Raw genomic sequence first — 26,473 nt, 5'->3', positions numbered from 1 at the left:
CGAAAATACTGGCAAGGCGCTGCCCGAATGCGCGTCAGGGTGGTGGTCGCGGCGCCGGGCGAATGGGGAGCATCGTCGACCTCAATGCGCCAGGGCCGACCGGATGCGGCCGACTGCGGCGTCCACGTCCGTCCAGGCCGGCTTGTCCGGGGCAAACTGCCCGCGGAGATAGGAGACGAGCTCGGAGAGTTGCGCGTCGCTCAGATGGTCCTTGAACGCGGGCATGTAGCCGAGGTCGGACGAGGCCGGCTTCATGATGCCGTGCAGGATCACCTGGATCAGGTTGTCGGGCGTCGCGCTGTGCAAATTGCTGTTGAGGGCGAGCGAGGGCCGGCTGCCGAACAGCGGCAGGCCGCCGACCTCGTGACAGGCGGCGCAGGCACCGAGATAGAGTCGGGCTGCCGGCGAGGAGGCCGAGGTCACCTTGGTTCGCGCTTCCAGCTCGAAGGCCATCGCGTCCAGTTTGGCCGTGTCGGCTGAGGGCTCCTGGAAGGAGACGAGATAGGTCGCCATGGCGCGGATATCAGTGTCCGGCAGCGTCGCGAGATCCTTGACGATCGGCGCCATCGGGCCGGCAGCAACGCCGTGGAAGCGCGACTGGCCGGAGCGCAGATAGGTGGCGAGCTCGTCCTCCGTCCACGGAATCGGGGCGGTCGAGAGTGACGTGAGTGCGGGCGCTTCCCAGCCGTCGGCAAAGCCGCCGGCGAGATAGGCATTGCGCGGCTCGGCGCCGAGCGCATTGCGCGGCGAATGGCAGGCGCTGCAATGGCCGAGGCTTTCGACCAGATAGAAGCCGCGATTCCACTGCTCTGATTTGGCCGGATCGGGCTTGAACGGCTGGCTGTCGTGAAACAGCGCATTCCATCCGGCGACCAGCGGCCGCAGATTGAACGGAAAGCGCAGCGCATTGTCGGGCGCCCGTTGGCGGACCGACGGCTGCGCCATCAGGTAGGCGTAGAGCGCCTGCAGGTCGGCATCGCCGGTGCGTGCGAAATGCGTGTAGGGGAAGGCCGGATAGAGCTGCCGCCCGTCGCGGTGCACGCCCTCGCGCATCGCGCGCTCGAACGCGGGATAGGACCAGGCGCCAATGCCGGTCTCGACATCGGGCGTGATGTTGGTGCTGAAGAGCGTGCCGAACGGCGTCTCCAGCGCGCGCCCGCCGGCGTTGACCACGCCGCCGTCGGCGGTGTGGCAGACCGCGCAATTGCCGAGCGCCGCGAGCGCTTCGCCGCGCGCGATCGTCGCCGCGGAATAGACGGAAGGATCGGGCCGCGTGATCGGCGCGATCGCACGCCAGGGCAGCACGGCGCTCGCCACGCCGATGGCCGCGGCACAGGCCGCAACGGCGCTGGCGATGAGGCCGCCGCGCTTGGCGAAGGGGTTGAGCCATGTCGTCGCCGGCTTGTCAGGCGCCGGCAGCGACTGCGGCGCCGGCGTCTCCACCTGTTCGCCGCGCAGGCCCTTGAGGATGCGCTCCGGCGTGAAAGGTGGTTCGCGGAAGCGCACGCCGGTGGCGTCATAGATGGCATTGGCGATCGCGGCGGCGCTGGGAACGGAGGCGGATTCGCCGACACCGAGCGGCGGCTGATCCGGCCGCGGCAGCATCAGCACGTCGATCTTCGGGACGTCGGGGAAGGTGATGATCGGGTAGGCGCCCCATTCCCGCGCGGCGACCTTGCCGCGCGCGAACGGAATCTCCTCCATGAGCGCGCGACTGGTGGACTGGATGACGTTGCCTTCGATCTGATGGCGCACGCCGTCCGGATTGATCATCAGGCCGGAATCCTGGCCCGCCACGACCCGGGTGACGCTGACGTCGCCGGTCGTCGTATTCACGGCGACATCGGCGATCCAGGCCGACCACGCCGCGCCATAGCCGGGAAACTTGCTGTGGACGTAGAGCGCATAGGCGAAGCCGCGGCCATGCACGACGCCTTTGTCGGGTGTCTTGTCTTCCCGCACTGGGCGCGGCGTCCAGCCGGCGCGCTCGGCCACCGCGTTGACGAGGTCGCGGGCGCGCTCGTCCTTCAAATAGCGCAGCCGGTATTCGATCGGATCGACACCGGCCTCAGTGGCAAGCTCATCGATATAGGACTCGTGCGCGAAGCTGTTGGGCAGCGCCGAGACGCCGCGAAACCAGGAGGCGCGCACGATCGGCGGCATGTCATGCGCTGTGATGCGCATGTGGTCGTAGTCGTAGGGTGGGATCGCGGTGCGGTCGCCCATCTCCAATACGGCCGGCTCGGGCGAGATGCGGCCGGTGAGCAGCAAGGCCAGGGTCGGCGCGCCGTTGGACGGATAGCGCGTGGCGAACTCATAGGCGGCAACCGATCCGTCGGCATTGAGGCCGCCATTGACGTCCATCAACTGCGCGGTGCCCTTCGGCTCCCACAGATGCTCCTGCTCGCGCGACAGCTGCACGCGCACCGGGCGGCCGACCGCACGCGACAGCAGCAGCGCATCGGCCGTGACATCGTCGGCGCAGTTGCGGCCGTAGCAGCCGGCGGCCTCCAGCCGGATCAGCTCGATCTGATCCTCGGGACAATCAATCAGCTTGGCGAGATCACCGCGGAGGATGTGCGGATTCTGCGTGCCGGAATAAATGCGGATCTGCCCGTCGCGACAATCGGCGACTGCGCAGGATGGCCCGATCGAGCCATGCATCTGATAGGGCCAGAGATAGGTCCGCCGCATCGGCTTGGCCGCGCCTGCGATGGCAGCATCGACGTCGCCTTTGTCGAGCAGCCGCCGCGGGCTCGACGGATTGGCGCGCAGCGCGTTCTCGACATCGTCGAGATCGCGCAAGGTCGGCACCGGCTTCCAACTGACCTTCAGACGCTCGGCGGCGAGGATGGCGTTCTCCTCACGCTCGGCGACGGTTCCGATGAAGTCGCCGATCACGACGACGTCGATCAGACCGGGAACGTCGCGCACCGAGTCCTTGTCGACGCCGAGCAGGCTGGTGCCGATGAAGGGCCCGGCATCGACGCCGGCATAGGGCGGACGCACGACGCGGCCGTGCAGCATGCCGGGGATGCGGACGTCGTGCACATAGGTCAGCTCGCCGGTCGCTTTCGCCGGCAGGTCGACGCGCGGCACCGATCGGCCGACGACTTGATAGTTGTCGACCGATTTCACGGCGACGTCGTCGGCCAGCTCAAGACGGATCGTGTCGCCGCCGATCAACTCGCCATAGCTGAGCACGCGATTGTTGGGACCACGGACCAGCCCATCGTCGACCGTCAATTCGGAAGCGGAAACGCCGAGCTGCGCCGCGGCCCGGGTCAGCAGAAAGGCGCGCGCCTGCGCTGCGGCCCTGCGGAGCGGCACCGCGGTGATCTGGATGGTTTCGCTCGCAATGGTCGCGCCCTGGTTCGGCACGACGGCGGTGTCACCGAGCACGACCACGACCCGTGCAAAGGACACGTCGAGCTCTTCTGCGACGATCTGTCCCAGTGCGGTGCGAATGCCGGTGCCGAGATCGACATGGCCGTTGAAAGCCGAGACCTCGCCGGACGCAGTGATTCGGATGAAGGTTTCGAACTGGCGGCCAGCGCCGGCCTCGGCGCGCTCGACGGTCAGCCAGCCGACATGTTGCTTGGCTTCCTTGTCAACGCTGTCCGTCATCAGTCCAGCGCCTCGAGCGTATGGCCGGCCGCGCGCAGGGCGGCGCGGAGGATTTCGACATGGGCGCCGCAGCGACAGAGATTGTAGCGCAGCGCCTGCTTGATCTCGTCGAGCGAAGGATCGGGCTTGATTGCGAGCAGCGCCTTGGTCGTCATGATCATGCCGTTCAGGCAGTAGCCGCATTGCGCGGCCTGCTCGGTGATGAAGGCCTGCTGCACGGCGTCCGGGTTCTCGCGGGATCCCAGGCCTTCCAGCGTGATGACGCTGCGGCCGATGCAGCCCTCGATCGGAATGACGCAGGAGCGGGCGGCGCGGCCGTCGATCAGCACGGTGCAGGCGCCGCATTCGCCGAGGCCGCAGCCGTATTTGGGACCGTTCAGCAAGAGGTCGTTGCGCAGCACATGGAGCAGCGGCGTGTCGGGCGCGGCAGCGACGTCATGCGCCTGTCCGTTCACGGTCAGCCGAATCGTTGCTGGCGTCATGCCCCTTCTGCCGTCCGGTATGGTATCGTTAACGAGGATGAGATGCTGGTCGCCCGGAGCGTATCGTTTGTGTACTAACATGCAAGTGCCACGTTTCTTGCTGCAGTGCATGCACGATTTCTCGTCATTGTGCAGGGCAAACTGATCGTTTATCCGGCAATCGTGCTTTTCATTCGCGGCGGCGCTTGACAGCCGGGAGAGCCGGGCATCATCATTCGTATACGAACGAATTGCCGCGCCCGTCTGGCGGCTGTGACGATCTCCATTCCAAATTGAGCTGCTGCATGGTGACTGAGACGGCGAGCGATGGTGCAGGGGACAAAATCCGCTGCGATGCCTGCCCGGTGATGTGCTACATCAAGCCGGGCGCGGCCGGCGCCTGCGACCGCTATGCCAATCAGGACGGCGTGCTGGTGCGCGTCGATCCGCATATTCTCCTGGAGCGCACGGTGTCGCATGGCGGCAAGCTGGTGCCGTTCCAGGCGAGCGGCGACTGGGACGGCAAGATCGTGCATCAGCCGGAGCTGTTCGTCACCGCGATCGGCGCCGGCACCACCTATCCCGACTACAAGCCGGCGCCGTTCATCGTGTCGTCGCAGATCGAGGGTGTCGACATGGTCACCGTCGTGACCGAGGGCATCTTCAGCTATTGCGGCGTCAAGGTGAAGATCGACACCGATCGCTATCTCGGGCCGGAAGCGGCGACGGTGCGCGTCGACGGCGAGGCGGTCGGCCACGTCACGACCAGCGAATACGGCTCGCAGATGCTGTCGCTCGGCGGCGTGCATCATCTGACCGGCGGCTCGAAGAAGGAGGGGCGCGTCACCTGCGACGCGCTGATGGATCTCAGCAACCGCAAGCCCGTCGAGCTCGTCGTCGACGGCGGCGCCAGCGTCATCGTGCAGGCGGGGCAGCCGCCGATCGTCAACGGCGTCAAGGAAGAGCGCATGCGCGTCGGCTGCGGCTCGGCCACGATCGGCATGTTCGCCAAGCAGTGGCAGGGCAAGGTCGACGAGGTCGTCGTGGTCGACGACCACATCACCGGCGTGCTCTCTGAGCACCAGGCCGGCAAGCTGCTCGACATTCCCGCGACCGGCATCAAGATGAAGGGGCGGCGCTCGACTCCGGGCCGCTACTTCCAGGTCGCGCAGCCCGGCACGGGATGGGGCGGCACCGATATCTCCGATCCGCTGTCGATCCTTGGGCCGTTCGATCCGAAAACGGCGAAGCCGGGAACGACGCTGCTGATGGTGTCGACGACCGGCGAGCACGCCGGCTACTACGTGCTCGATGAGGCCTTGAAGCCGGTCCAGCGCGAGATGCCGCCGGAGCTGCAATTCTCGGTCGAGCGCATCCAGGAGAATTGCGAGCCGGCGCTGTGTACCGTGCTTTTCATGGCCGGTGCCGGCGGCTCGCTGCGCGCTGGTGTCACCGACAATCCGGTGCGGCTGACGCGCTCGGTGAAGGATGCGTTGACGCGGGTTACGAGCGGCGGCGCGCCGGTCTATGTCTGGCCCGGCGGCGGCATCACCTACATGGTGGACGTGACGCAGATGCCGGCCGGCGCCTTCGGCTATGTGCCGACGCCTGCGATCGTCGCGCCGATCGAGTTCACTTTGAGGCTGTCGGACTATGCGGCGCTCGGCGGCCACATGGACTATGTGCAGCCGCTTGGTTCGCTCAAGGATGCGAGCAAGGACATCCGTCAGCTGCCGTGGCCGGGGCAGAGCACATGAGCCGGCAGCCGCAGATCGTGGTGTTGCCCGACCGGAGGCTGCATCTGCAGGACGGCCCGATCGATCTGATCATCGGCGCCGACGGCGCGGAGGCCGATATTCGCGCCGCCTATCGCGCCGCAGCCGAACGTTTCACGGGACTGCTAGACGAGCTTTGCTCGGAGCTGCCCGGGTTGCGCAGGGCTGCGGATCCGGATCGTTGCATGCTGGGCGGCGTGGTTGCGCGGCGAATGCATCGCGCCGTGGCGCCGTTTGCCGGCGACATGTTCATCACGCCGATGGCTGCCGTGGCCGGTGCCGTCGCCGAGGAGATTCTCGGCGCGATGCTGGGGGCGGCGAAATTGACGCGCGCCTATGTCAACAATGGCGGCGACATTGCGCTCCATCTGCAGGATGCGGCGACGTTCAGCGTCGGCCTGATGGACCGGCCCGACAGCGCCGGCATGATGCGCAGGATGACGCTCCGTGCGGGCGATGCGATCCGCGGCGTCGCCACCTCGGGCCGCCATGGCCGCAGTTTCTCGCTCGGCATTGCCGATGCGGTGACCGTGCTCGCGCGGAGCGCCGCGCAGGCTGACGCTGCTGCGACCGTGATCGGCAATGCGGTCGATCTTCCTGATCATCCTGCCGTGCTTCGCCGTGCCGCCTGTGAGCTGCAGCCGGATAGTGACCTTGGTCACCGCCTCGTCACATGCGAGGTGGGTGAGCTGTGTGATGCTGATGTGGACGCCGCGCTGGCTGCGGGCGAGCGGAGTGCGCAATCGCTGCTGTCGGACGGCCTGATCGAGGGCGCCGTGCTGCAGCTGAGCGGGAGCGTTCGCGTCGTGGGCGTGCGTCAGATCGAGATTGTCCGTCCGCCGCGGTTGCGGGCGGCGGCCGCGTAAGGTTTGATGCATGGTGTGCTGGAACATGAAGGACCGCCGACGATGAGCGCCGTCATCAGAAAGATCGTGACCGTGGTCGAGGAAGTCCATCGGGAGATGGGCAAGGCCGTCTCGCCGCCGACGCGGCGCGCGGCAGCCGTCGCCGTGATCGAGAATCCGTTCGCGGGCCGCTACGTCGAGGACTTGTCGCCGTTGATCGCGATCGGCGAGGAGCTCGGCGAAATGCTGGCCAAGCGCGCGGTCGCCGCGCTCGGCATCGAAGGGCCGGCGGCGCACAGCTACGGCAAGGCCGCCGCCGTCGGCAGCGACGGCGAGCTGGAGCATGCGGCGGCGATCCTGCATCCGAAGATGGGCGCACCGGTCCGCAAGGTGCTCGGCAAGGGCGCGGCGCTGATTCCGTCGTCGAAGAAGCGCGGCGGGGTCGGCTGCACGCTCGACATCCCGCTCGGGCACAAGGACGCCGCCTTCGTGCGCAGTCATTTCGACGGCATGGAGGTGCAGATCAACGATGCGCCGCGTGCGAACGAGATCATGGTGGCGCTTGCGGTGACCGACAGTGGCCGGCCGCTGCCGCGGGTCGGCGGGCTCACCGTCGCCGAGATCAAGGGCGATGACGGGTTAAGGTAATTCGGGTCAACATTGGAGGCTAAGGGAATGCAACGGAGAACGATGCTTGCGGCAGGCCTGGGCCTTGCCGTCGCCGGATTGATGAGCACGGCGCGCGCCGAGGACGTCATCAAGATCGGCGAGATCAACAGCTACTCGCTGCTGCCCGCCTTCACCGAGCCCTATCGCAAGGGCTGGCAGCTCGCGGTCGAGGAGATCAACGCGGCCGGCGGCATCAACGGCAAGAAGCTCGTCGTCGTCTCCAAGGACGACAGCGGCAAGCCGGCCGATGCGCAGACCGCGGCGAACGAGCTGGTGTCGAGCGAGAACGTTGCGATGCTCGCCGGCACGTTCCTGTCGAACATTGGTCTCGCCGTCAGCGACTTCGCCAACCAGAAGAAGGTGTTCTTCCTGGCGGCCGAGCCGCTGACCGACGCCATCACCTGGTCGAAGGGCAATCGCTACACCTTCCGCCTGCGTCCCTCCAACTACATGCAGGCCGCGATGCTGGTGGAGGAAGCTGCCAAGCTTCCGGCCAAGCGCTGGGCGACGATCGCGCCGAACTATGAGTACGGCCAGTCGGCGGTCGCGGTGTTCAAGAAGCTGCTCTCCGAGAAGCGCCCGGACATCCAGTGGGTCGACGAGCAGTGGCCGCCGCAGGGCAAGATCGACGCCGGTCCCGTCGTGCAGGCCGTCGCCGCCGCCAATCCGGAAGCGATCCTCAACGTCACCTTTGGCGCTGACCTCGTGAAGCTGGTTCGCGAAGGCAACACCCGCGGCGTGTTCAAGGACCGCAAGGTCGTGAGCTTCCTCACCGGCGAGCCGGAATATCTCGATCCGCTCAAGGACGAGACGCCCGAGGGCTGGATCGTGACGGGCTATCCCTGGTACTCGATCAAGACGCCGGAGCACGACGCGTTCCTGAAGGCCTATCAAACCAAGTACAACGACTATCCGCGGCTCGGCTCGATCGTCGGCTACCAGACCATCAAATCGGCCGCCGCTATTCTCGCCAAGGCCGGCTCGACCGATACCGAGAAGCTGATCGCCGCCGCCGAGGGCCTCGCCGTGCCGTCACCGTTCGGCGAGATCACCTTCCGCAAGATCGACCATCAGTCGACGCTCGGCGCTTACGTCGGCAAGACCGCGATCAAGGACGGCAAGGGCATCATGGTCGACACCGTCTATCGCAAGGGCTCGGACTATCTGCCGAGCGACGCGGAGGTCGCGAAGCTGCGGCCGAAGGACTGATCCACACTATCCTGCTCCTCCTCCAGCGGGGGGAGAGCGGGCGGGGTGAGGGACGACGACGCCTGATCTGCAGGTTCAGGCTGAGATCCCTCACCCCACGCTTGCTCGCCGGCTCTCGTTGTGGAGAGCACGAGCTCTGACGCGGCTTAGCTCGATTTCGACGATTTCCCTCACGCGGACCGCCCATGGCCTTCTACTTCGTCCAGTTCCTGACCGGCCTTGCCAGTGCGGCCTCGCTGTTCCTGGTGGCGTCGGGACTGTCGATCATCTTCGGCGTCACCCGCATCGTGAATTTCGCCCACGGCGCGTTCTATATGCTTGGCGCCTATGTCGCGTTCACGCTGACCGAGCGGCTGTCCGGCGCGCTCGGCTTCTGGGGCGGCATCGTCGTTGCGGCGCTCGTGGTGGCTGCGATCGGCGTGCTGGTCGAGATCGTGCTGCTGCGCCGGATCTATCATGCGCCGGAATTGTTCCAACTGCTCGCGACCTTCGGCCTGACATTGATGGTCGAGGACCTCGTGGTCCTGATCTGGGGGCCGGACGACCTGCTCGGCCGCCGGGCGCCCGGCTTCAAGGGCGCCGTTGATTTCTTCGGCCAGAACATTCCAAGCTACGACCTGTTCCTGATCGCGCTCGGTCCCATCGTGCTCGGCGCGCTGTGGCTGCTGTTCCAGCGCACCCGCTGGGGCATCCTGGTGCGCGCGGCGACGCAGGACCGCGACATGGTGGCGGCGCTCGGTGTCAATCAGAAATGGCTGTTCACCTCGGTGTTCGCGGTCGGCGTCTTTCTAGCGGCGCTCGGTGGCGCGCTGCAGATTCCGCGTGATGCGGTCCACCATGCCATGGACCTGCGCATCATCGTCGAAGTGTTCGTCGTGGTCGTGATCGGCGGTCTCGGCAGCATCCTCGGCGCCTTCGTCGCGGCGGTGCTGGTGTCCGAGCTCAACGCCTTCGGCATCCTGATTTTCCCGACCATCTCGCTGATCCTGATTTTCCTGGTCATGGCGGTCGTGCTGGTGGTGCGTCCCTGGGGTCTGTTCGGCAGGAAGGAAGCGCCGGCGCGACGCACGCCCGGCCTCACCGTCATCCCGTGGCGTCCGCTGTCCTCGGTCGAGCGCTTGGCGTCGTTGGCCGCGCTGACGTTCGCGGCGATGCTGCCTTTCGTCAGCGGCAACTACGCGCTGAACGTCGGCGCCGAGATCGCGATCTTCGTGATCTTCGCGGCCTCGCTGCACTTCCTGATGGCGGTCGGCGGGCTAGCTTCGTTTGGCCACGCCGCCTATTTCGGCCTCGGCGCCTATGGCGTCGCCTTTCTCGCCAAGATGGCGGGATTGCCGATGATCGCATGCCTGCTGCTTGGGCCGCTTCTCGGCGCGCTGGGCGCGGCGGTGTTCGGTGCCTTCGCGGTGCAGCTCTCCGGTGTGTACTTCGCGATGCTGACGCTCGCCTTTGCCCAGATCGTCTGGTCGGTCGCGTTCCAATGGGTAGGGGTGACCGGCGGCGACAACGGCATTCTCGGCCTGTGGCCGGAGACATGGGCGGCCTCGCCGCCGCACTTCTACTGGCTCGCGCTCGGTGTCACCACGCTCGTCGTCAGCGTGCTGCGCCTGATCACCTTCTCGCCGTTCGGCTACGCGCTGCGCGCGATGCGGGACTCGCCGCTGCGCAGCGAGTCGATCGGCATCAACGGCAAGCGTATCCAGTGGACGGCCTTCATCATCGCCGGCACCACGGCCGGTATCGGCGGCGCGCTGTTCGCCTACCTCAAGGGCAGCGTGTTCCCTGACAACATGGGCATCTCGTTGTCGGTCGATGCGCTGGTCATGGTGCTGCTGGGCGGCGTCGAGACAGTGCCGGGCGCGATCTTCGGCGCCATCGTCTACAAGGCGCTCAACATCTGGCTGGTCAGCAAGACCGACTTGTCCAAGCTCGTGCTCGGCATCTTCATCGTGCTGATCGTCGTCGTGTTTCCGAAGGGCATCGTCGGCGTAGTCGAGAGCTTCATGCACCGGCGGCGTGCGGCGGCGCCCAAGGCGGCTGCGCTGTCGGCCAAGATTGAGGGGGCACAATGAGTCTCGGTGTATCCCTTCTCTCAGTCGAAGGCCTGTCCAAATCCTATGGCGGCATTCACGCGGTGCGCAGCGTCTCCTTCATGCTGCAGGCCGGCGAGATCCTGGCGCTGATCGGCCCGAACGGTGCGGGAAAGAGCACCTGCTTCGACATGCTGAACGGCCAGAACGTGCCGGACAGCGGCCGCATCACGGTCATGGGCGAGGACACGACCGGCCGCAAGCCGCGCGAGGTCTGGCGGCTCGGCGTCGGCCGTACCTTCCAGATCACCGCAACCTATCCGACGATGACCGTGCGCGAGAATATCCAGGTCGCCCTGGTTTCGTTTCATCGGCGCCTGTTCGATTTCTGGACGCCGATGGCTGCAATCGAGCGTGGCGAGGCGGACCGCCTGCTCGATCTCGTCGGCATGGCCGGCTATGCCGAGCGTCCCTGCGGCGAGCTCGCCTATGGCGATCTCAAGCGGCTGGAGCTGGCAATCGCGCTCGCCAACCACCCCAAGCTGCTCCTGATGGACGAGCCGACCGCGGGCATGGCGCCGCGCGAGCGCGTCGAGCTGATGCGGCTCACGGCCAGGATCGCCCGCGAGCAGTCGATTGGCGTCCTCTTCACGGAGCACGACATGGACGTGGTGTTCGAGCACGCGGACCGCATTCTCGTGCTCAATCGCGGCAGCCTCATTGCTGAGGGATCGCCGGCCGAGGTGCGGGCCAACCGCGAGGTGCAGGCGATCTATCTCGGCGAAGGCTTGCTGTATGATGCTGACCATCGCGAGGGAGCTCCGGCATGAAGCTGTCCGTCGCTAATCTCAACAGCCACTACGGTCCTGCGCATATCCTGTTCGACATCGGCCTTGAGGTCGGCGAGGGCGAGGTGGTGGCGCTGCTCGGGCGCAACGGCGCCGGCAAGTCGACCACGTTCCGCTCGATCGTAGGTCTCGTCGCGCTGCGCGAGGGCCAGATCATGTTCGAAGGCAAGGATATCTCGACGGCGCCGACTCATGAGATCGTTCGGTCCGGTCTCGGCTATGTTCCCGAGGAGCGGCGCATCTTCACCGATTTGACGGTCGAGGAAAATCTCGAGGTCGGCCGGCAGAAGCCGCGACCCAATGCGCCGCAATGGACGCGCGAGAAGCTGTATCAACTGTTTCCGAATCTCGGCGAGATGAAGAACCGGCCCGGCGGGCGGATGAGCGGCGGCGAGCAGCAGATGCTGACGATCGCGCGCACCCTGATGGGCAATCCGTCGCTGGTGCTGCTCGATGAGCCCTCGGAGGGCCTGTCGCCGAAGATCGTCGAGCAGATGGTCGATGCCATCCTCACCATGAAGAAGGAAGGCGTCTCGCTGGTCGTCTCCGAGCAGAACCTGCATTTCGCCAAGCTGATCTCGGACCGCGCCTACATCATCGAGCGCGGCCGCATCTGCTTTTCCGGCACCATGGCCGAGCTCGACGCGCGGCCCGACATCCGCGACGCGCATCTGTCGATCTGAGCAAGGAATCCCATGGCCAAGAGCGCCACGCTGAAGCGATCGGCAAAAGCCGCAACGAAGACTGTGCCGAAGCCGCAGGCCAAGCCATTGGCGAAGATGGCGGCCAAGCCAACACGTGCGGCATACGTGCTGGACGACCAGATCGGCTTCATCCTGCGTCAGGTGTGGCAGCGTCACACCATGATCTTCGCGCGTGACATCGGCAGCAACCTGACGCCGACGCAATGGGCGGCGCTGTCGAAGCTGATCGAGACCGGGCCATGCTCGCAGAACCAGCTGGGACGTTTCACGGCGATGGACGTCGCGACGATCAAGGGCGTGATCGACCGGCTGACCGCGCGTGGTCTGACCGAGACCAGCCCGGACCCGCAGGACGGCCGGCGGCTGCTCGTGAGTTTGACCCGCGCCGGCCAGCAGCTCGCGGAGAAAACCGCGCCGCTGGCGCTTGCGATCTCCAAGGAGACATTGGCGCCGCTCGATGCCAAGGAGCGCGAGACGCTGCTGGGGCTGTTGAACAGGCTGCGATAGTCGCCACGAGCGCAGATCGCGTAGGGTGGGCAAAGACGGATTCGCGCAGCGAAGACGTCGTGCCCACCATCTCATGCAACGAGGAAGACGGTGGGCACGTCGCACAAGACGCTGGCGCGTCGCGTGCGCCTATGCCCACCCTACGCAATCTTCATCAAACTCACGGCGTCATTGCGAGGCGCTCTTGCGCCGAAGCAATCCAGAGCTTCACGCGCGACTCTGGATTGCTTCGCTTCGCTCGCAATGACGGGGGAGAGAGCGGAGCGAATCTACTTCGCCACGATCTCCGGGATCTTCGTCGCCGGCGGGGTGTTGCGGCTGCGCTGGGTGCGGACGATGCCGTCGATGATGGTCATGCCGATGCCGGGGAGGTCGCCGAGCTGCACGCTGTCGAGCAGCGTCTTGGCCGGCGAGTGCTGGGCCTTGTCCATGATGACGAAATCGGCGGCGCGGCCGACCTCGATCAGTCCGCAGTCGAGCTCACGCATCCGCGCGGTGTTGCCGGTGGCGAAGCAGAACGCGATCTCGGCCGGGACGTCGCCGAGCGAGGACAGCAGCGACACCATGCGCAGGATGCCGAGCGGCTGCACGCCGGAGCCGGCCGGCGCATCGGTGCCGAGGATGACGCGGTTGAGCTCGTTCATCTCGCGCGCGGTGCGCAAGGTGAACAGCGCCGAGCGCTCATTGCCGTTGTGCACCAGCTCGAGGCCGGCCTTGCAGCCCTCGCAGATGCAGCGGATCTGATCGTCGGGCAGGGCGGTGTGGCCGCCATTGATGTGCCCGATCACGTCGGTGCCGGCTTCCAGCACCACGTCCTTGTCGATCAGGCCGGAGCCGGGGATCGAGGGACCGCCGGTGTGGATGGTGCTCTGGATGCCGTATTTGCGCGCCCAGCCGACCATCTTGCGCGCGGTCGGGCCGTCCTTGACGCCGCCGAGGCCGACCTCGCCGAGCAGCTTGACGCCGGCCGCGGCGAGCTCCTTGAAATCGTCCTCGACCATCTCGCATTCGATGACAGGGGCGCCGGCATGCACCTTCACGCCGCCGGGCCGCAGGGTCCAGAACGCGCGCTGCGCGAAGATCGCCATCGCCTTCAGGCCAACGACGTCGCGCGGACGGCCCGGCATGTGCACCTCGCCGGCGGAGATCATGGTGGTGACGCCGCCATGCAGATAGGAGTCGATCCAGTTGCTCTGGTTCTGGCGCGGGGTCCAGTCGCCGGCCACAGGGTGGACGTGGCTGTCGATCAGGCCCGGCGCGACGGTCGTGCCGTGGGCATCGACGATCGTGCTCGCGCCTTCGGTGTCGACGTCCTTGAAGCGGCCGATTCCCGTGATCTTGCCGTTCTCGGCGACGATGGTGTCGGCGTCCAGGATGGGCCGCTCCAGTGCCCCTGACAGGATCAGGCCGATGTTGCGGATGACCAGCTTGCTGGGACCGGTCGCTTGCGGCGCGTCATGGGCCATCGGGATGTCCTTCTCTCTCGCGAAGCGTTCAACGGCAGTTTGCGCCCGCACGCGGCGCAGCATCAAGCCGGTTTTGTTCATTCGTACACGAATGATATTGGCCGGCAAGCGGCGGTGTTGCACGAAGATGAGGCGCGAGTTGCCTAGTTCGACTGCGTCACAACCACCGTCATTCCGGGGCAAGGCCGAGAGGCCTTGAACCCGGAATCTCGAGATTGTCTTGCGGTCTTTTCCAACAATCTCGAGATTCCGGGCTCAATCGTCAACGCGTAGCCGCATTGACGATTGCCCGGAATGACGGTGGTTGTGACTCAGCAGAGCCTGCAGACGGCTCGGCCGCGGCTTCTAACGCAGCGTCGGGATGTAGAACGCCTGGCGGAAATAGGAGCGGAACACCTCCATCGCCGGCGTGAACTCGATGTTCCGTCGCCAGGCGAGGCCGACATCCATCGCCGGCACCGGATCGCTCAGCACGATGGTCTCGATCCGCCGGCCCTCCAGCGACCACGGCCGCAGCACCATGTCGGAGAGGATGGCGACGCCCTGGCCGTTCGCGACCATCGAGCGCACCGCTTCGACCGAGGAGGTCCGCAGCACGACGTTGGGCTGGAACGCGGTCTTGCTCCAATATTTCAGCGAGGTGTGCGCGGCTTCGTCGACCGTCAGCATGATGTAGGGCTCGGCGGCGACGTCCTTCAGCGAGACGGCTTCCTGCTGCAACAGGCGATGTTTCGACGGCACCCACAGCCGCCGCCGCGAGCCGATCAGGGTCTCCATGGTGAGATCCGGGTTCTGCACGTTCGACGTCAGCAGCACCGCGATGTCGTAGCGATTCGACAGCAGGCCTTCCTCGATCGCCTCGCGCGTCAGCTCGAACAGCTGAATGTTGAGGCGCGGGTAATGGCGCTTCAGCCGCTCGAGATGATTGGGCAGGAAGTAGCCGATCACGGTGTAGGTCGCCGCCAGCGTGAGGCTGCCCTCGACGTCGCCGGCCGGCACGCGCAGCGAGGTCGCCTCCTCGACCTTGTTGAGGATGTCGTAGGCATGAAACAGGAACTGCCGCCCGATCGGCGTCAGCTCCATGCCCTGGGGCGAGCGATTGAACAGCTCGGCCCCGACGATCTCCTCGAGCTCCTTGATGGATGTCGTGATCGCCGATTGCGAGATCGACAGCGCTGAGGCGGCCTGGGTGATCTGTCCCTGCTCGGCGGTCGCTACGAAATATCGGATCTGGCGCAGGCTGATGGCCACGCGATTCTCCATTTGAAAATCAGAATAGACATCCACTTCTGTTCTAAAAAAGTAAACAGAACAATCCTTGAGCACGTTGCATCGCAAACAGGCTGCAGTATTATCGATGCAAATTCAGTATCTTGGTTCGATATGGCGCATAAAGCGTGTTCAGCGGGCAATCTAAAAAAGAGAAAATATGTTTCCAACAATAATAATTTTCAATGGGAGTTCGTCCCCCTAACGTCCAGTTCCGCCGCCCGCCGTTGTCAGCGCGAGGGGCCGGCGCCAGGTGAGGGGAGCATCCGTGCCGGTCAAGACTGTCGATATCAATTGCGATCTGGGCGAAGCGTTCGGCTCCTGGCGGCTGAGCGATGCCGAGGACGCCAAGCTGATGGAGCTGATCAGCTCGGCGAACATCGCCGCCGGCTTTCATGCCGGTGATCCCAACCTGATGGACACGACGGTGCGCTTGGCGACCCAGCACGGCGTCGGCATCGGCGCGCATCCGGGCTATCGCGATCTCCAGGGCTTCGGCCGGCGCCGCATCGACGGCAGCGCCGACGAGCTCATCAACGACATCGTCTACCAGGTCGGCGCCATCCGCGAGTTCGCGCGCCGTCACGGCGGCACCTTGCAGCACGTCAAGCCGCATGGCGCGCTCTACATGGAGCTCGCCGCCAACGAGCAGCTGTCGCGCTCCTTCATCAAGCTGATGCGCACGGTCGCGCCGAATTCGTTCGTGTTCTGCATGGACATCTCGGTGACCTATCGGGTCGCGGTGGAGGCGGGCCAGCCGGTCATCCGCGAGTTCTATGCCGATCGCGACTACGATCGCTCCGGCTCGATCGTGTTCACCCGCCACGGCAAGAAGCTCGATCCGCAGGGCGTCGCCGACAAGGTGCTGCGCGCCTGCCAGACCGGCAAGGTCCGCACCATCGAGGGCGACGACATCGACGTCGCCTTCGAGTCGGTCTGTTTCCATTCCGATACGCCGGGCGCTTTCGAGATCGCCAGCGCGATGCGCAAGGCGCTCATTGCCAACGGCATCCGCATCGCGCCCGTGTCCGACGTCGTTCCCCAGAAACTGCAAAGCGAATAGTGCCCCAGGAGCATTGAGATGAGCACTGAGATCAAGTCCCCGCTACCTGGCGTATTCTACCGCAAGCCTTCGCCGGAAAGTGCCCCGTTCAAGAATGACGGCGACAGCGTCGCGGCCGATGACGTGATCGGCCTCGTCGAGGTGATGAAGTCGTTCCACGAGGTCAAGGCCGGCGTCGCCGGCAAGGGCATCCGCTTTGCGATCGACGACGCCGATGCCGTGATGGCCGGGCAGGTGATCGCCGAGGTCGAGGCATGACCTTGCGCTCGGTCCTGATCGCCAACCGGGGCGAGATCGCGGTGCGGATCATTCGTGCGGCGAAGGCGCTCGGCTTGCGCACCGTGCTCGCGCACAGCGTCGCGGACAAGGACTCGCTGGCCGCGCAGCTCGCCGATGAGACGGTCGATATCGGACCGCCGGCTGCCAAGAAATCCTATCTCAACATCGAAGCCGTGGTGAACGCAGCCAAGACCGCCAAGGTCGATGCGGTGCATCCCGGCTACGGCTTTCTCGCCGAGAATGCGGAGTTCGCCGACGCGGTGACCGCGGCCGGCATCATCTTTGTCGGCCCGAGCGCGGAAGCGATCCGGCTGCTCGGCGACAAGGTGATGGCGCGCCAGGTCGCGGCGCTCGCCGGCGTGCCGACGGTGCCGGGCTCGGATGGCCGCGTCACCGATCTTGGCGAGGCCATCGCGATCGCCGCGCGGATCGGCTTTCCCGTCATGATCAAGGCCGCAGCCGGCGGCGGTGGGCGCGGCATCCGTATTGTCCAGGATGCCGACGAATTCGCGCGGCAGTTCCCGCAAGCCTCGAGCGAGGCGGCGGCCGCCTTCGGCGACGGCGGTCTCTACATCGAGAAGGTCATCGAGCGCGCCCGCCATGTCGAGGTGCAGATCCTCGGCGATGGCAGTGATGTCGTGCACTGCTATGAGCGCGAATGCTCGCTGCAGCGGCGGCGCCAGAAGGTCTGGGAGGAGGCGCCTGCGGTCGGGCTTCCCGACGACGTCCGCCAGCGGCTCTGCGCCAGCGCCGTCGCGCTCGGCCGCGCCGTCGGCTACAGCGGCGCCGGTACGGTCGAATATCTCTACGACGACGCCAGCGGCGAATTCTACTTCATCGAGGTCAATACCCGCATCCAGGTCGAGCATCCCGTCACCGAGATGATCACCGGGCTCGACCTTGTCCAGGAGATGCTCAGAATCGCCGGCGGCGCAAAGCTGTCCGTGAGCCAGGACGACATCCGAATCGAGGGCCACGCCATCGAGTGCCGGATCAATGCCGAGGATCCGTACAAGGGCTTCATGCCCGGGCCCGGCACGATCGAAACGCTCGTGGTGCCGGATGGCGAGGGCATCCGCTTCGATACACTGCTGTTCGAAGGCTACGCGGTGCCGCCGTTCTACGACTCGCTGCTCGGCAAGCTGATCGTACGCGGCGCGGATCGCGCTGACTGTCTCGCGCGCCTGCGCACAGCGCTCGACGGGCTCGTGATCACCGGCATTCCGACCACCATCCCGCTGCATGCGGCGCTGGCGCGCGACGCCAGCGTCACGGATGGCCGCACCCATACCCGTTTCCTCGAGCCATGGCTCGAGAGTGATTTCGCGCAGCTTGCCCGCGCCAGGGAGGACGCCTGATGACGACCCGCTACTCGTTCGGGGGTGACGAGCATCTCTTCGTCGAATGCGACGAGGCGATGTCGCTCGACGCCTTCTTCAAGAGCCTGTCGATGACCAATGCGATCCGCGACGCCGCCATCAAGGGCGTCACCGAGATCTGCCCGGCCAACGCCTCGTTCCAGATCAAGTTCGATCCCGACCTGATCAAGCCGAACGACATCCTGAAGGAGGTTCAGGGCATCGAGAGCGCGGCCGCCAAGACCGAGCCGGTGATCAAGACCCGCATCATCGAGATCCCGGTGTTCTATCAGGACCCCTGGACGCACGAGACCCTGATGCGCTTCCGCGAGCGGCACCAGGACCCGACCGCGACCGACCTCGAATATGCCGCCCGCGTCAACGGGCTCGCCGATGTCGACGCGTTCATCAAGGCGCATAGCGGCTCGCCGTGGTTCGTCTCCATGGTCGGCTTCGTCGCCGGCCTGCCCTTCATGTACCAGATGGTCGAGCGGGCGAAGCAGCTCCAAGTGCCGAAATATCTGCGGCCGCGCACCGACACGCCGAAGCTGACGATCGGTCACGGCGGCTGCTTCTCCTGCATCTATTCGGTGCGCGGCGCCGGCGGCTACCAGATGTTCGGCATCACGCCGATGCCGATCTTCGATCCCGAGCAGAGCATCTCCTATTTGCGCGACTTCATGGTGTTCTTCCGGCCCGGCGACATCGTCAAGTTCAAGCCGATCAAGCACGACGCCTACGACCACGCACTGGGCGAGGTGGCGTCGGGCCGCTTCGCGCCTGTGATCCGCGACGTCACCTTCGACTTCCGCGACTTCCAGAAGGACATGACCGGCTACAACGCCAAGCTGCAAGGAGCGCTGGCATGACCATCAAGGTGCTTCATCCGGGCCTGTCGACCACGGTGCAGGACCTCGGCCGCCCCGGCTACTTCCATCTCGGCATTCCCGTCGGCGGCGCCATGGATCGCCTCGCGCTGCGCGCGGCCAACATGCTGGTCGGCAATGACGAGGGCGCGGCGTGCCTCGAAGCCGTCTTCATCGGCCCGCAACTGGAGTTCACGGCGCCCGCGCGCATTGCGGTGACCGGCGCGGAGATGCCGATCAAGATCGACGGCGTCGAGCAGCCCGGCTGGACCGCGCTCGAGGTCAAGGCAGGGCAGGTGCTGAGCTTCGATTACCTGAAGAGCGGCGCACGCATCATCATCGCGGTCGCGGGCGGCATCGACGTGCCCTTGGCGCTCGGCAGCCGCTCGACCTATCCGATCGGTGCGCTCGGCGGCTTCAAGGGCCGGGCCATTGCCGCCGGTGATGAGCTGCCGGTTGGTGCAGCCGCCAGCGGCAAGGCCGGCGCGAGCGTGCCGGAGGCGCTGCGCCGCAAGCCGGCCCATCCCGCCGAGCTGCGCGTGCTTCCCGGCCTGTACTGGCATCGTATCCTGCCGGAGTCGCAGCAGAGCTTCTTCGCCGACCAGTGGAAGGTCGCGCCCGAGGCCGACCGCATGGGCTATCGCTTTCGCGGCGGCCAGGCGCTGAAATTCGTCGAACGCGAGCAGCCCTTTGGCGCCGGCTCCGATCCGTCCAACATCGTCGACAGCTGCTATCCCTACGGCTCGATCCAGGTGCCCGGCGGCAAGGAGCCGATCATCCTGCATCGCGATGCCGTCTCCGGCGGCGGCTACTTCATGGTCGGCACGGTGATCTCGGCCGACATGGACCTGATCGGCCAGCTGCAGCCGAACATGCCGACGCGCTTCGTCGAGATCGACATGGACGGCGCGCTGGCGGCGCGCGCCGATCGCAAAGCTCTTCTGCAGAAGATCCGGGCGGTATTGGCCTGACCGCACCATGTGCGCGAAGGCCGATGCTGAGTTTCCACGACTGACAAGACAAGGGGTAGTTCAATGAAGAGTTTGGTTCGTGTTCTCTTGGCGTCATCGGCGCTGGTGCTTGCGGGCGGCGCCCATGCCGCCGATTGGTATCCCTACGATGCGGCCAAGATCGATCCGCCGTTCGCGGCTGACGGCAAGTCGTCCGATGTGAAGTACGTGCCGCTGGAGAAGGCCTCCAAGCCGTGGAAGCTGTGCGTCTCCTTCCCGCACATGAAGGACGCCTATTGGCTCGGCGTCGACTACGGTGTGGCGGAGGAGAGCAAGCGCCTCGGCGTCAAGATGAACCTGGTCGAGGCCGGCGGCTACACCGAGCTCAACAAGCAGATCTCGCAGATCGAGGATTGCGTGGCGAGCGGTTCGGATGCCGTCATCATCGGCGCGATCTCGGCCGACGGCCTCAACAAGGTGATCGGCGAGATCGCCAAGAAGAAGATCCCGGTGATCGACCTCGTCAACGGCATCTCCTCGCCTGAGGTCTCGGCGAAGTCGCTGGTGTCGTTCTACACGATGGGTGCCGAGACCGGCAGCTATCTCGCCAAGAAGCATCCGGCAGGATCGCCCGAGGTGGTGGTCGGCTGGTTCCCGGGCCCGGCCGGCGCCGGCTGGGTCGAGGCCGCCAACAAGGGCTTCATGGACGCGGTGAAGGGCTCGGCGATCAAGGTGCTGGAGCCGAAATATGGCGACACCGGCAAGGAAGTGCAGGCCAAGCTGGTCGAGGACGCGCTGCAGGCCGCGCCCAACATCCGCTACGTCGCCGGCACCGCCGTGACCGCCGAGGCGGCGCAGGGCCTGATCCGCGAGCGCGGCCTGAAGGGCAAGGTCGATCTGCTCGCCTTCTACATGACGCCCGGCGTCTATGAGGGCATCAAGCGCGGTCTGATCATGGCGGCGCCCGCCGATTCGATGGTGATCCAGGGCCGTATCGCCGTCGATCAGGCCGTGCGCATCCTCGAAGGCAAGGACTACGTGAAGCACGTCGGCCCGAAGATCTTCGTCGTCGACTCCGCCAACGTCGCCACCGTGCCGCCGGCGAACATCCTTCCCCCCGACGGCTTCAAACCCGTCTTCAACTGAGCGGGGGAAAGGTGCGGCTCTGCCTTTGTTCCCTGACGGGGCAGGGCCGCATCGAAGGGGGCAAGTGATGAGCAGTGTGGCTGCACCGCTGGTCGAGATGACCGGGATCTCGAAGGAGTTTCCCGGCGTCAAGGCGCTCAGCGGCGTCGATCTCAAGGTCGAGCGCGGCGAGGTCCATGTGCTGTTCGGCGAGAACGGCGCCGGCAAGTCGACCTTGATCTCGATCCTCTCCGGCGTATTCCGGCCGACCGCGGGCGCCGTTCGTATCGAAGGCCACGAGGTGAGCTTCCACTCGGTGCACGATGCGGCGCAGGCCGGCATCGGCACCGTGTTCCAGGAATTCTCGCTGGTGCCGACACTTCCGGTGTTCGAGAATCTCTATCTCGGCCGCGAGCTGATGCGCGGCCCGCTCACCGACCGCCGCGCCATGCTGGCCGGCGCGCGAAAGCTGTTCACTGATCTCGATTTCGACATCGACGTCACGCGCCCGGCCTCCAGCCTGTCGCGGGCGCAGCAGCAGATGGTCGAGATTGCGAAAGCGTTTCTCTCCAATGCCCGCGTGCTGATCCTGGATGAGCCGACGGCCTCGCTGACCGAGCGCGAGACCGAGCGGCTGTTCGCGTTCATCGCCAAGGCGGCCGCGTCGGGCGTCGGCATCATCTACATCTCGCACCGGATCCAGGAATTCCAGGAGATCGCCGACCGCATCTCGATCCTGCGCGACGGCCGCCTGATCGCCACGGTGCCGGCGCGCGGCACCTCCGAGCGCGAGCTGATCGAGCTGATGACCGGCCGCGCGGTCGACCAAGTCTATCCGAAGATTGCGCATCGCGCGGATGGCACCGTGGTCATGACGCTGCAGGGCATCCGCACCTCCGGCGTCCACGGCGCTGATATCGAGGTCCGCGCCGGCGAGGTGCTCGGCTGTGCCGGCCTCGTCGGCAGCGGCAAGTCGCGGATCTGGCGCGCGGCGATGGGGCTGCAGCCGCTGCACGGCGGCAAGGTCACGCTGAAGGGGCGCGACGTCACCGGCGCCTCGACGCGCGCGCTGCTCAAGGACGGCGTGTTCTTCCTGCCCTCGGACCGCAAGAGCGAGGGGCTGCAGATGACCGCGAGCGCGCGCGGCAACATCGAGCTCAGCCTGCTCGATCGCGCCGATGTTGCAGGTCCGTTCGGCTTCGTGCGGCCGCGGCGCAGTCGCGCTTTGACGGACGCGATCGGCGGCAAGGTCGGCATCGCCAAAGCCGCCATGGACCGCGCGGTCTCGAAACTGTCCGGCGGCAACCAGCAGAAGGTGCTGTTCGGCAAGGGCTTTGGCGACGACCGCGACGTCTACGTGTTCGATGAGCCGACCGTCGGCGTCGACATGGGCACGCGCATGGCGCTGTACCAGCTCATCAAGGACATCGCCGAGGCCGGCAAGGCCGTCGTCATCATCTCCTCCGACCTGCCCGAGGTGATGAACCTGTCGCATCGGCTGCTTGTCTTCGCCAAGGGACGCATCGCGGCCGAGCTGTCAGGCGCCGCAATCGACGAGGAGAACGTGTTGAAACATTTCTTTGCTGAAACGGAGGGCTCGGCGTGAGCATGCCAACCACGACAATCGCCGAGGACGCCGCTGCACCCCGCCGCTCCAATGCGGCGCTCGCGGGCCTGCGCGCGGTGTTCCTGCGCGTCGGCGTGCTGCCGTTCTTCCTGGTCGCCACATTGATCGCGTTCTCGCTGGTGTCGAAGGAATTTCTGGCGCTGCAGAATCTCACCAACGTCGCGCGGCAATCAGTCTATCTGATCCTGGTCTCGCTGGGGCAGATGCTGGCGCTGTTGACCGGCGGCTTCGACCTGTCGGTCGGCACCGCGATTGCGCTGACCTCGGTGGTGTCGGCGCTTGCCATGGTCTCGCTGTCGCATCTGCTGCCGCCGGACATGCTGTGGCTCGTCATCGTGCTGGGCTGCTGCGCAGGGCTTGCCGCGGCGCTCGTCATCGGCAGCCTCAACGGGCTCGGCGTCGCCGTGTTCGGCGTCTCCCCCTTCATCATGACGCTCGGCGTGCAGTCGGTCGGCGCCGGCATCGCGCTGTTCCTGACCGGCGGCGTGCCGGTCTCCGGCATACCTTACGAGTTCGGCGACGCGCTCGGCTTCGGCCGCGTGCTCGACATCCCGGTGCCGGTGCTGGTGGCCATCGTCGCAGCTGCCGCGATCTGGCTGGTCATGAACCGCACCCGGCTCGGCAAGCACATCCAGGCGGTCGGCGGCAACGTCAAGGCGGCCAGGCTGTCGGGTGTGAACACGACCAAGGTGCTGTTCATCGCCTATGCGCTGTGCGCGCTGCTCGCGTCCGTGGCGGGCCTGTTGCTGACCGCGCGGGTCGGCTCCGGCGAGACCAATCTTGGTGGCACCATCGCGCTGGAATCGATCGCGGCCTGCGTCATCGCCGGGGTGTCGCTGCATGGCGGCATCGGCCGCGTCGAGAACGTCGTGCTCGGCGGCTTCTTCATCGTGCTCTTGCAGAACGGCATGAACATCGCGCAGATCGGCTCCTACATGCAGATGGTGCTGCTGGGCTCGCTGCTGGTGCTCGCGGTCATCCTCGACCAGTTCCGCTATCGGCTTCTGGTGGGTGAGCGCTGAGTTGGCGTGCCGGCCACTGGACGCCGCTGCCGCAATCCGGCATCACGTCGCGCGGTTTTTACAAGCAGGGTGCGCGACATGAGCGACGACCTCCACACCATCAGCGCGGGCGGCATCGCCGCCACGATCAAGGCTCTCGGCGCCGAGCTGTGCTCGCTGAAGACGGCCGATGGCTTGGAACTGCTCTGGCAGGCGGGGCCTGCCTGGCCACGCCATGCGCCCTGGTTGTTTCCGATCGTCGGCCGGCTCAAGGACGACCGTCTGCACCATCATGGCCGGACCTATCCGATGACGCAGCACGGCTTCGCCCGCGACATGCGCTTCACTTGGGTCGAGCGCAGCGCCGATGCCTGCACTCTGCGTCTGGCCGACGACGAGACGACACGGGCACGCTATCCCTTCGCCTTCGGTCTCACGCTGAGCTACCAAATCACAGCCGATGCGCTCGACATGGTGGTCGAGATCGCCAACCCAGGGGCGGAGGTGCTGCCGGCTTCGTTCGGTGCCCATCCCGCCTTCAACTGGCCGCTGCTCCCGGGACAGAAGAAGGACAGCTACCGGCTGATTTTCGCACAGCCGGAGCCTGCGCCGATCCGTCGTCTGACCGGTGGCTTGCTGCGCGAGCGGCCGGGGCCATCGCCGATCGAGGGGTGCGTTCTCGCATTGAACGAACGTCTGTTCGACGAGGATGCCGTGATCCTCGATCAGCCGGCCAGCCGTTCGGTTCGCCTCGTCGGAACGAGGGGACCGGCGCTGGAACTAACCTGGGATGGCTTCCGCCAACTCGGCATCTGGTCGAAGCCCGGTGGCGTGCCATTCTTGTGCATCGAGCCCTGGCGCGGCTTTGCCAGTCCGCTCGATTTCGATGCCGAGTTCGCAGCGAAGCCGGGCGTAATGCACATCGCACCAGGAGCATCCGAAACGCTGCGTTGCCGGATCGGGATCGGGGTTTCGGATTAGTATGACTTATCTCCGTAGCGCCCGGTTGCGTGCACAGTGGTAACCGTGACTCGCGGTTTTGGGCCTGGAAAAGGCGGCACCGTGACCTACATGAGAGACGCGGGCGGAACTTTGGATATGATGCGTCAAACGACCGGCGGATCTCGGGCTTTTATCCAGGCCAATAACGGTCGATCAACGAACATCATGACGCACGAAGCGAGGTCAAGCGCTCGCGGCACGCCAATGTCGCGAGGCGATCTCGTAATCGATCGTCGCAAAGGGATCTCGCAGTAGGGGCGCGTAATTGACGTTACGCGGGAAGACGGGAGGACGGGATGGTCTTGAAAGCGTTCGTCGGCACGATCGCGTGCGCCGTGTTGTTCGCGGGCGGCGAAGCGATGGCAGGCGCATATCAGCCGGGTGACTTTCTCAAGCTCGACCTGTCCAAGGCGGTGTTGTCACCCGAGCTGCTGGGACCCGAGGCGCATTTCGAGCCTGTTCCCATTGAAGCCAGGACCGACCGGCCCGTGGTCGCCGCGCGGCCAGCACCCCGGTCCGACATCAGCTCCGCTATCCCGCGTGTGGTCGCCACGCGACGGGTTCAGGCCGCCAAGATGGCCGAGCGGCCGCGCGGAGCCGCTCGCATCAGGCTCACGCATCGGCACGGCAATCCGTTGGATGCGCAGGCGATGGATACGCGTGTCCAGACCTGGCCTTGCCGGCCCGGAAGCGGCGGAATCTGCGGCTGGCGCTGAACGGCGGCTGTCTGCGGTGAAGCTCGGGTGGCCGGGAACCGATGTCCCGACATGTTGATTGATGTCGCGCGCCGGTCGGCTTGAACTGACGAAGAGATCGCAGGCAAGCTTCAGCCCCAATCATCAGTCGTGATGTGCCGTCCCCTTCGATGGGGCCGCGTTGCGATCGGCGCAGCTTCGTCAGGAGAGTCCATGAACGCCATAGAAACGCAGGGCATTCTTCTGCCGAAGCTCGGGCTCGGCACGTTTCGCATGCAAGGCACCGTGTGCCGCGAGGCGGTCGAGAGTGCGCTGGCACTGGGCTATCGCCATATCGACACGGCCGAGATGTACGCCAACGAGGATGCGATCGGCGCCGCGCTGGCTGCCGCTTCAGTGGCGCGGCAGGAATTGCATGTGACGACAAAGGTCTGGCCGGAAAATCTCGCGCCGGACGCGATCCGCCGTGCGTTCGACACGAGCTTGAGGAAGCTCAGGCTGGACTTCGTCGACCTCTATTTGATCCATTGGCCGGCCAAGGGAATGAACCTGCCGGCGGCGCTCGAAACGCTCATGAAGCTGAAGGACGAGGGCCGCACGCGTGCGATCGGCGTCGCCAACTTCACCGTCGCCCTTCTGAAGCAGGCGGTGGAAGAGATCAAGGCGCCGATCGCCTGCAATCAGGTCGAGTATCACGTCATGCTCGATCAATCGACGCTGATGGCCTACATGGCGAGCCGGTCGATTCCCCTGGTCGCCTATTGTCCGCTGGCGCAGGGACGCGCGGCTGCCGACGAGACGCTGACGGCGATCGGCCGCAAGCATGGCGCGAGCGCCGCCCAGGTCGCGCTGAAATGGCTGTTGGATCAGGATGGCGTTGCCGCGATCCCCAAGGCCGGACGCAAGGAAAGCCAGCAGGCGAATTGGGATGCGTTGAAAGTTCAGCTGGATGATGAGGATCGCGCGACCATAGCCGCCCTCCCAAAAGACAAGCGTTTCGTCAATCCGGGCTTCGCGCCGGACTGGGACCGCTGACGACCTTTCCTTTTGGGGGCACCGCTCGCACTGACCAACAAAAATGGCCCCTTGCGGGGCCA

Annotated in this window: 23 protein-coding genes; 19 read left to right on the top strand and 4 right to left on the bottom strand. The window is 65.8% G+C overall.

Annotated elements, in window-relative coordinates; all coding sequences use genetic code 11:
- Window positions 1-81: 81 nt before the first annotated feature.
- Together LQG66_RS13555 and LQG66_RS13550 are read right to left on the bottom strand one after the other, a co-directional pair.
- Window positions 82-3,627: a molybdopterin cofactor-binding domain-containing protein gene (locus LQG66_RS13555; RefSeq protein WP_231326717.1), complete on the bottom strand. Its 3,546-nt coding sequence runs from the start codon at window positions 3,625-3,627 to the stop codon at window positions 82-84.
- Window positions 3,627-4,109, bottom strand: a complete 483-nt coding sequence (locus tag LQG66_RS13550; RefSeq protein ID WP_231326716.1) for a (2Fe-2S)-binding protein — start codon at window positions 4,107-4,109, stop codon at window positions 3,627-3,629. The genes LQG66_RS13555 and LQG66_RS13550 overlap by 1 nt, the downstream gene beginning before the upstream one ends.
- A gap of 284 nt (window positions 4,110-4,393) precedes the next feature.
- Between LQG66_RS13550 and LQG66_RS13545 the strand changes: the two genes are divergently transcribed.
- The 8 genes from LQG66_RS13545 to LQG66_RS13510 all read left to right on the top strand — a co-directional run bounded on the left by LQG66_RS13545 (window position 4,394) and on the right by LQG66_RS13510 (window position 12,675).
- The gene (locus LQG66_RS13545; protein WP_231326715.1) at window positions 4,394-5,845 is read left to right on the top strand and encodes a 6-hydroxynicotinate reductase; all 1,452 of its coding nucleotides are present in this window, start codon (window positions 4,394-4,396) and stop codon (window positions 5,843-5,845) included.
- The gene (locus LQG66_RS13540) at window positions 5,842-6,729 is read left to right on the top strand and encodes a UPF0280 family protein (RefSeq protein ID WP_231326714.1); all 888 of its coding nucleotides are present in this window, start codon (window positions 5,842-5,844) and stop codon (window positions 6,727-6,729) included. The genes LQG66_RS13545 and LQG66_RS13540 overlap by 4 nt, the downstream gene beginning before the upstream one ends.
- 42 nt (window positions 6,730-6,771) lie before the next feature.
- Window positions 6,772-7,356 carry an amino acid synthesis family protein gene (locus LQG66_RS13535; protein ID WP_231326713.1) on the top strand — a complete coding sequence of 195 codons (585 nt, stop codon included), beginning with the start codon at window positions 6,772-6,774 and terminating at the stop codon, window positions 7,354-7,356.
- Between the two features lie 42 nt (window positions 7,357-7,398).
- Window positions 7,399-8,586: an ABC transporter substrate-binding protein gene (locus tag LQG66_RS13530; RefSeq protein WP_425601338.1), complete on the top strand. Its 1,188-nt coding sequence runs from the start codon at window positions 7,399-7,401 to the stop codon at window positions 8,584-8,586.
- 185 nt (window positions 8,587-8,771) lie between these two features.
- The gene (locus LQG66_RS13525) at window positions 8,772-10,658 is read left to right on the top strand and encodes an ABC transporter permease (RefSeq protein WP_231326711.1); all 1,887 of its coding nucleotides are present in this window, start codon (window positions 8,772-8,774) and stop codon (window positions 10,656-10,658) included.
- Window positions 10,655-11,446 (top strand): ABC transporter ATP-binding protein, encoded by a 792-nt coding sequence (locus LQG66_RS13520; RefSeq protein ID WP_231326710.1) that lies wholly within the window; start codon window positions 10,655-10,657, stop codon window positions 11,444-11,446. The genes LQG66_RS13525 and LQG66_RS13520 overlap by 4 nt, the downstream gene beginning before the upstream one ends.
- Complete coding sequence (locus tag LQG66_RS13515; RefSeq protein ID WP_231326709.1) at window positions 11,443-12,147, top strand: ABC transporter ATP-binding protein; 705 nt, start codon at window positions 11,443-11,445, stop codon at window positions 12,145-12,147. Before LQG66_RS13520 ends, LQG66_RS13515 begins: the two co-directional genes overlap by 4 nt.
- Window positions 12,148-12,159: 12 nt before the next feature.
- A complete protein-coding gene (locus tag LQG66_RS13510) occupies window positions 12,160-12,675 on the top strand; it encodes a MarR family winged helix-turn-helix transcriptional regulator (RefSeq protein ID WP_231326708.1) in 516 nt (171 codons plus the stop codon).
- A 269-nt stretch (window positions 12,676-12,944) separates the two neighbouring features.
- On the opposite strand, the gene LQG66_RS13505 is transcribed toward LQG66_RS13510, so the two are convergent.
- Together LQG66_RS13505 and LQG66_RS13500 are read right to left on the bottom strand one after the other, a co-directional pair.
- Window positions 12,945-14,141 carry an amidohydrolase family protein gene (locus LQG66_RS13505; protein ID WP_231327774.1) on the bottom strand — a complete coding sequence of 399 codons (1,197 nt, stop codon included), beginning with the start codon at window positions 14,139-14,141 and terminating at the stop codon, window positions 12,945-12,947.
- 345 nt (window positions 14,142-14,486) lie between these two features.
- The gene (locus tag LQG66_RS13500) at window positions 14,487-15,392 is read right to left on the bottom strand and encodes a LysR family transcriptional regulator (protein ID WP_231326707.1); all 906 of its coding nucleotides are present in this window, start codon (window positions 15,390-15,392) and stop codon (window positions 14,487-14,489) included.
- Window positions 15,393-15,678: 286 nt separating this feature from the next.
- On the opposite strand from LQG66_RS13500, the gene LQG66_RS13495 reads away from it, so the two are divergent.
- The 11 genes from LQG66_RS13495 to LQG66_RS13445 all read left to right on the top strand — a co-directional run bounded on the left by LQG66_RS13495 (window position 15,679) and on the right by LQG66_RS13445 (window position 26,411).
- The gene (locus LQG66_RS13495) at window positions 15,679-16,473 is read left to right on the top strand and encodes a 5-oxoprolinase subunit PxpA (RefSeq protein WP_231326706.1); all 795 of its coding nucleotides are present in this window, start codon (window positions 15,679-15,681) and stop codon (window positions 16,471-16,473) included.
- Between the two features lie 18 nt (window positions 16,474-16,491).
- A complete protein-coding gene (locus tag LQG66_RS13490) occupies window positions 16,492-16,731 on the top strand; it encodes an acetyl-CoA carboxylase (protein ID WP_231326705.1) in 240 nt (79 codons plus the stop codon).
- The gene (locus LQG66_RS13485; RefSeq protein WP_231326704.1) at window positions 16,728-18,110 is read left to right on the top strand and encodes an acetyl-CoA carboxylase biotin carboxylase subunit; all 1,383 of its coding nucleotides are present in this window, start codon (window positions 16,728-16,730) and stop codon (window positions 18,108-18,110) included. The genes LQG66_RS13490 and LQG66_RS13485 overlap by 4 nt, the downstream gene beginning before the upstream one ends.
- Window positions 18,110-18,979, top strand: coding sequence for a 5-oxoprolinase subunit B family protein (locus LQG66_RS13480; RefSeq protein ID WP_231326703.1), 870 nt, complete (start codon window positions 18,110-18,112; stop codon window positions 18,977-18,979). Before LQG66_RS13485 ends, LQG66_RS13480 begins: the two co-directional genes overlap by 1 nt.
- Window positions 18,976-19,947 (top strand): 5-oxoprolinase subunit C family protein, encoded by a 972-nt coding sequence (locus LQG66_RS13475; RefSeq protein ID WP_231326702.1) that lies wholly within the window; start codon window positions 18,976-18,978, stop codon window positions 19,945-19,947. The genes LQG66_RS13480 and LQG66_RS13475 overlap by 4 nt, the downstream gene beginning before the upstream one ends.
- 63 nt (window positions 19,948-20,010) lie before the next feature.
- Window positions 20,011-21,072, top strand: coding sequence for a TMAO reductase system periplasmic protein TorT (gene torT / locus LQG66_RS13470; protein ID WP_231326701.1), 1,062 nt, complete (start codon window positions 20,011-20,013; stop codon window positions 21,070-21,072).
- 67 nt (window positions 21,073-21,139) lie between these two features.
- On the top strand, window positions 21,140-22,657 hold the full coding sequence (locus tag LQG66_RS13465; protein ID WP_231326700.1) for a sugar ABC transporter ATP-binding protein: 1,518 nt from the start codon (window positions 21,140-21,142) through the stop codon (window positions 22,655-22,657).
- Window positions 22,654-23,700, top strand: coding sequence for an ABC transporter permease (locus LQG66_RS13460; RefSeq protein WP_231326699.1), 1,047 nt, complete (start codon window positions 22,654-22,656; stop codon window positions 23,698-23,700). The genes LQG66_RS13465 and LQG66_RS13460 overlap by 4 nt, the downstream gene beginning before the upstream one ends.
- 78 nt (window positions 23,701-23,778) lie before the next feature.
- Window positions 23,779-24,660, top strand: a complete 882-nt coding sequence (locus LQG66_RS13455; protein ID WP_231326698.1) for an aldose 1-epimerase family protein — start codon at window positions 23,779-23,781, stop codon at window positions 24,658-24,660.
- Window positions 24,661-24,977: 317 nt separating this feature from the next.
- Window positions 24,978-25,397 carry a hypothetical protein gene (locus tag LQG66_RS13450; protein ID WP_231326697.1) on the top strand — a complete coding sequence of 140 codons (420 nt, stop codon included), beginning with the start codon at window positions 24,978-24,980 and terminating at the stop codon, window positions 25,395-25,397.
- A 192-nt stretch (window positions 25,398-25,589) separates the two neighbouring features.
- Window positions 25,590-26,411: an aldo/keto reductase gene (locus LQG66_RS13445; RefSeq protein WP_231326696.1), complete on the top strand. Its 822-nt coding sequence runs from the start codon at window positions 25,590-25,592 to the stop codon at window positions 26,409-26,411.
- Window positions 26,412-26,473 lie beyond the last annotated feature (62 nt).

The organism is Bradyrhizobium ontarionense (assembly GCF_021088345.1).
GTDB classification, from domain to species: domain Bacteria; phylum Pseudomonadota; class Alphaproteobacteria; order Rhizobiales; family Xanthobacteraceae; genus Bradyrhizobium; species Bradyrhizobium ontarionense.
Note: the sequence above shows the minus strand (reverse complement) of the source record. Positions and strands in the feature narration are given on the sequence as shown.

Excerpts from the sequence above, each read along its gene's own strand:
- LQG66_RS13550 (WP_231326716.1), bottom strand. The coding sequence starts at position 4,109 with ATGACGCCAGCAACGATTCGGCTGACCGTGAACGGACAGGCGCATGAC.
- LQG66_RS13530 (WP_425601338.1), top strand. The coding sequence starts at position 7,399 with ATGCTTGCGGCAGGCCTGGGCCTTGCCGTCGCCGGATTGATGAGCACG.
- torT (WP_231326701.1), top strand. The coding sequence starts at position 20,011 with ATGAAGAGTTTGGTTCGTGTTCTCTTGGCGTCATCGGCGCTGGTGCTT.
- LQG66_RS13455 (WP_231326698.1), top strand. The coding sequence starts at position 23,779 with ATGAGCGACGACCTCCACACCATCAGCGCGGGCGGCATCGCCGCCACG.
- LQG66_RS13555 (WP_231326717.1), bottom strand. The coding sequence starts at position 3,627 with ATGACGGACAGCGTTGACAAGGAAGCCAAGCAACATGTCGGCTGGCTG.
- LQG66_RS13540 (WP_231326714.1), top strand. The coding sequence starts at position 5,842 with ATGAGCCGGCAGCCGCAGATCGTGGTGTTGCCCGACCGGAGGCTGCAT.
- LQG66_RS13505 (WP_231327774.1), bottom strand. The coding sequence starts at position 14,141 with ATGGCCCATGACGCGCCGCAAGCGACCGGTCCCAGCAAGCTGGTCATC.
- LQG66_RS13535 (WP_231326713.1), top strand. The coding sequence starts at position 6,772 with ATGAGCGCCGTCATCAGAAAGATCGTGACCGTGGTCGAGGAAGTCCAT.
- LQG66_RS13520 (WP_231326710.1), top strand. The coding sequence starts at position 10,655 with ATGAGTCTCGGTGTATCCCTTCTCTCAGTCGAAGGCCTGTCCAAATCC.
- LQG66_RS13515 (WP_231326709.1), top strand. The coding sequence starts at position 11,443 with ATGAAGCTGTCCGTCGCTAATCTCAACAGCCACTACGGTCCTGCGCAT.
- LQG66_RS13510 (WP_231326708.1), top strand. The coding sequence starts at position 12,160 with ATGGCCAAGAGCGCCACGCTGAAGCGATCGGCAAAAGCCGCAACGAAG.
- LQG66_RS13465 (WP_231326700.1), top strand. The coding sequence starts at position 21,140 with ATGAGCAGTGTGGCTGCACCGCTGGTCGAGATGACCGGGATCTCGAAG.
- LQG66_RS13490 (WP_231326705.1), top strand. The coding sequence starts at position 16,492 with ATGAGCACTGAGATCAAGTCCCCGCTACCTGGCGTATTCTACCGCAAG.
- LQG66_RS13545 (WP_231326715.1), top strand. The coding sequence starts at position 4,394 with ATGGTGACTGAGACGGCGAGCGATGGTGCAGGGGACAAAATCCGCTGC.
- LQG66_RS13450 (WP_231326697.1), top strand. The coding sequence starts at position 24,978 with ATGGTCTTGAAAGCGTTCGTCGGCACGATCGCGTGCGCCGTGTTGTTC.
- LQG66_RS13480 (WP_231326703.1), top strand. The coding sequence starts at position 18,110 with ATGACGACCCGCTACTCGTTCGGGGGTGACGAGCATCTCTTCGTCGAA.
- LQG66_RS13525 (WP_231326711.1), top strand. The coding sequence starts at position 8,772 with ATGGCCTTCTACTTCGTCCAGTTCCTGACCGGCCTTGCCAGTGCGGCC.
- LQG66_RS13475 (WP_231326702.1), top strand. The coding sequence starts at position 18,976 with ATGACCATCAAGGTGCTTCATCCGGGCCTGTCGACCACGGTGCAGGAC.
- LQG66_RS13485 (WP_231326704.1), top strand. The coding sequence starts at position 16,728 with ATGACCTTGCGCTCGGTCCTGATCGCCAACCGGGGCGAGATCGCGGTG.
- LQG66_RS13445 (WP_231326696.1), top strand. The coding sequence starts at position 25,590 with ATGAACGCCATAGAAACGCAGGGCATTCTTCTGCCGAAGCTCGGGCTC.